We start from the raw sequence: 3,571 nt of genomic DNA, 5'->3' as shown, positions 1-3,571 counted from the left end.
GCCTTAAAATCCCCGGACCGGGCGCCGTCGCCCACATGTCCCTTCATCAAAAATCAACAATGTCAAAGAGCATCCAACAATATCAAGAGGGACAGCTGTCATTCCCCCGATTTACACCGGGGGGCCGGCTGTCCATCTCTGCTGGCGACCAATGCAGCACCCGGTCGAAACCGTCAGCGCCGCGTCGGTGAGAGCCATCTAGGCGCGGTGTTGGATTCGGTCAACGCCTTTTTGAAACTTTGTTGCCCATTTGTGAAAAAACCCCGGAATCCCTCGCCTCCCAACACCAAACCCCGCAAACACCACAACACCACCTGCGGTACCACACAACCCCAACCCACCCGGAATCGCCCAATCACCCCCGCCAACACCCCGAGTCACACCCGATTCCATCACAGAATCAAACATCACATTCTCGCCGACCGGCCAGGCGGACTGCCCAGGGGGTGGCAGAGAGCCGCTTCGCAAGAAGGCGATCAGACGTTTGGGGACAGATTCGGCCTGGGCGCTTGTGCACCTCAAGCCTGTCCACTCGTGCTGGAACGGCCCCGGCCGCCCCAGTTCGACATGGTCCGAATTATGCCGCTTTGAATTTCCGGGCCAAAAAGAGGGCGGCAGCAAGCGAAGTGACCGGGCCGAGCCAGCAGAAAACGGCCCAAGGTGCCAGCGCAAGAGTCGGAACGCCCAGTGTCGACGCCATGAACACGCCGGATACCGTCCATGGCATCAGCGGCTCCGTCACCGTGACGGAATCCTCGATCGTGCGAGACAGATACTGGGGTTCCAGATCGCGCTCTGCAAACGGGCGACGAAACAGACCACCGACGATAAGCGCAGTCACGCCGCCATGGCTGGTCATTGCGACCATGATCGCCCCAGCTGCCATGGTGGCAGCCACCAGGCTCACGACCGATTGAACCAAGCCCAGGAGTGCGTTCAACAAACGGTCGATCGCGCCTGAAACTTTCATTCCGGCAGCCAGCAGGAATGCCGCGATGATGAACAGGAGCGTGCCTGACATCGACATGAGCCCTCCCCGGTTCAGCAGGTTCTCCACGCTCGGAGTAAATTCCGCGCCGGTCAGGTTGGCTGCTGCGGAAAAACCGTCGACGAAACTGGCGACCGCACCCACGAACGAAAATCCCTGGCCAAAGACCCCGACGATCAGGGCGAGGACGGATGAGGCGAGAATCACAAGGGCGGGCGGTTTGCGTAGCGCAATCCCAACGAGCGCAACCAGTAACGGCAATGCCGCCAGCGGTCCAAGATCGAACGCGCCGACAAGTTCGCTTTTGATCAGCGCCGCGTCCGAGGACGCCAAGGTCCCACTGGAAACACCTGCCAGCCCCAGCCCGGCAAACGTCACGATCGCAATCACCGCCGCCGGCAGGCTGGTCCAGAGCATGCAGCGAATGTGATCGTACAATTCCGCGCCCGCACCGATCGCGGCGATATTGGTCATGTCGGACAGAGGCGACAGCTTGTCGCCGAAATAGGCCCCGGACACCACGGCCCCGGCGACCGGCGCGAGCGGCAGGCCCATCGCTTGCGCTGCGCCCATCAGGGCAACCCCGATCGTTCCGGCGGAGCCCCATGACGTGCCGGAAATGAGGGACATCACCGCAGTTGCAACGAAGGCCGTCAAAACCATGAAGCGCGGATCGATGAGATCGATACCGAGAACGACCATCATCGGTATCGTGCCGCTGAACATCCAGCTGCCGATCAGCGCCCCGATCGTCAAAAGAATGAGGATGGCGGGCAGCGCATCGGCAATCTGCCGCCCGGTTTCCTGCTGAATCTCCTGCCAGCCTGCCCCCGCCTTGCGTGCAACAAGACCGGCAATGGTGGCCGCGAAGAGAATGGAGAGCAGCAGTGCACCGCCGCCCGTGCCAACCGTTGCCATGCTGATACCGATCGCACCGAACAGTGCGATGATCGGCAGCAAGGAAAGGCTAAGCGAAAGTGATGGCCGTGCCTCCGGCGCCTGACCGGAATGCGCTTCCGCCATGCTCACAGCGCCAGCGCCTGATCCAGATCTTCGATCAAGGCGTGCGCCCCCTCGAATCCGATCGACAGTCGCAGAAGACCTGCCGGAATGCGCGACCCCTCGCCCCCCTTGCCCATCGGGTCGCTCTTGTGACCAGTGATGACAAGGCTCTCCGCCCCGCCCCAGCTTACAGCCTTTCCGAACAGACGCAGACGGTTGGCGACTGCTACGGCACGCGCGAAGCCTCCCTCGGCAATTTCGAAAGAGAACAGGCCGGAATGGCCCCGCCAGCCATCGGCATCGGCCTGCGTGGCCCCTGCCAGCTGCGGATGGAAGACGCGCGCCACGTCCGAACGGTTGTCCAGATATCTGGCAAGGCAAAGCGCATCTTCATGGTGGCGCCGGATTCGTGTGGGCAATGTCATCAATCCGCGCAGGAACAGGAAGGCTTCCAGCGGCTGCATGACGGCGCCCAACAGCATGTAGGCGTTGTAGAAAACCCGCTCAATCAGCTCTGCCGATCCGATCAGCGCGCCGCCCACGGCATCGCTGTGGCCGCCGATATATTTCGTACAGCTATGGATCACCAGATCGACGCCCAACTCGATCGGCTTTTGAAGCAGCGGCGTTGCAACCGTATTGTCGATGACGCTCAGCGCGCCGTGTTCCCGGGCGAGCTTCGCAATGGCTCTGACATCGATACGCTGAAACAGGGTCGAACCCGGACTTTCCATGAACACCATACGTGTTTCATCGCGCATGGCCGCATCGATTGCGGCGATGTCTGCGGTGAACACCTGACCGTGCGATACGCCGAAATCCTCGAGACGCCGCGCCAGTTCCAGGGTCGGTCCGTAAATGTCGTTGACGAAGAGGACATGATCGCCCGCTTTGAGCAGGCCAAAAAGCGTGGCGCCGATGGCACCCATGCCACTGGCAAAGCATTTGCACGCTTCGCCCCTCTCCAGTTCGGCCAATGTGCGTTCGAGCACCTGGACAGTAGGGTTCGTCCCGCGCGAATAGACATTGGCGGCATTTTCGCGCGCAAGGTCGCGGTGCAGTTCCTCCATCGTCTCCTTGCGGAAGATCGAAGCCTGCGCGATCGCCGGCAGAACCATTCCCGAGCATTCGGCAACCGGCTCTGCCGCGCGCAGGCAAAGCAATTCGTCGCGCGGATCCAGTTCAAGCATGCGTGGTTTCACCATGTGCGAAATACCTTCGGGCAATCAGAGCTCCCCTGATCGCTACGGCATCGATCCCGATCATCTTCATTCTGCGGGGTTACACTGCCGCGCGAAAAATAATCAATGATGAGAACAACCGACTTCGGCTTATGACTGACCAATTCGGCTAGATTACCGGATCGACCTGCGATGTTCGCCTTATCTGGAGTGCGCATCCGAACAGGCCGGGCGCTTCTGTTCTGCGCGCCTCTGTTTCGCGCGTCTTTACGGGGGGCATAAAAAAGGGGCTCTGCCTGTTGGCGGAGCCCTTGTTTGTGTTGGTTTGGTTGCGGGGGTTGGATTTGAACCAACGACCTTCAGGTTATGAGCCTGACGAGCTACCGGACTGCTCCACCCC

Annotated in this window: 2 protein-coding genes; both read right to left on the bottom strand. The window is 60.7% G+C overall.

Annotated features, from left to right (window positions below):
* Nucleotides 1-577: 577 nt before the first annotated feature.
* Complete coding sequence (locus AC13F2_RS00070; RefSeq protein ID WP_482964522.1) at nucleotides 578-2,011, bottom strand: Na+/H+ antiporter NhaC family protein; 1,434 nt, start codon at nucleotides 2,009-2,011, stop codon at nucleotides 578-580.
* 2 nt (nucleotides 2,012-2,013) lie between these two features.
* Nucleotides 2,014-3,216 carry a trans-sulfuration enzyme family protein gene (locus AC13F2_RS00065; RefSeq protein ID WP_482964523.1) on the bottom strand — a complete coding sequence of 401 codons (1,203 nt, stop codon included), beginning with the start codon at nucleotides 3,214-3,216 and terminating at the stop codon, nucleotides 2,014-2,016.
* Between the last annotated feature and the right edge of the window lie 355 nt (nucleotides 3,217-3,571).

The sequence above is a fragment of the Qipengyuania sp. L-5Y genome (genome assembly GCF_056859455.1).
Note: the sequence above shows the minus strand (reverse complement) of the source record. Positions and strands in the feature narration are given on the sequence as shown.

Excerpts from the sequence above, each read along its gene's own strand:
- AC13F2_RS00070 (WP_482964522.1), bottom strand. The coding sequence starts at position 2,011 with ATGGCGGAAGCGCATTCCGGTCAGGCGCCGGAGGCACGGCCATCACTT.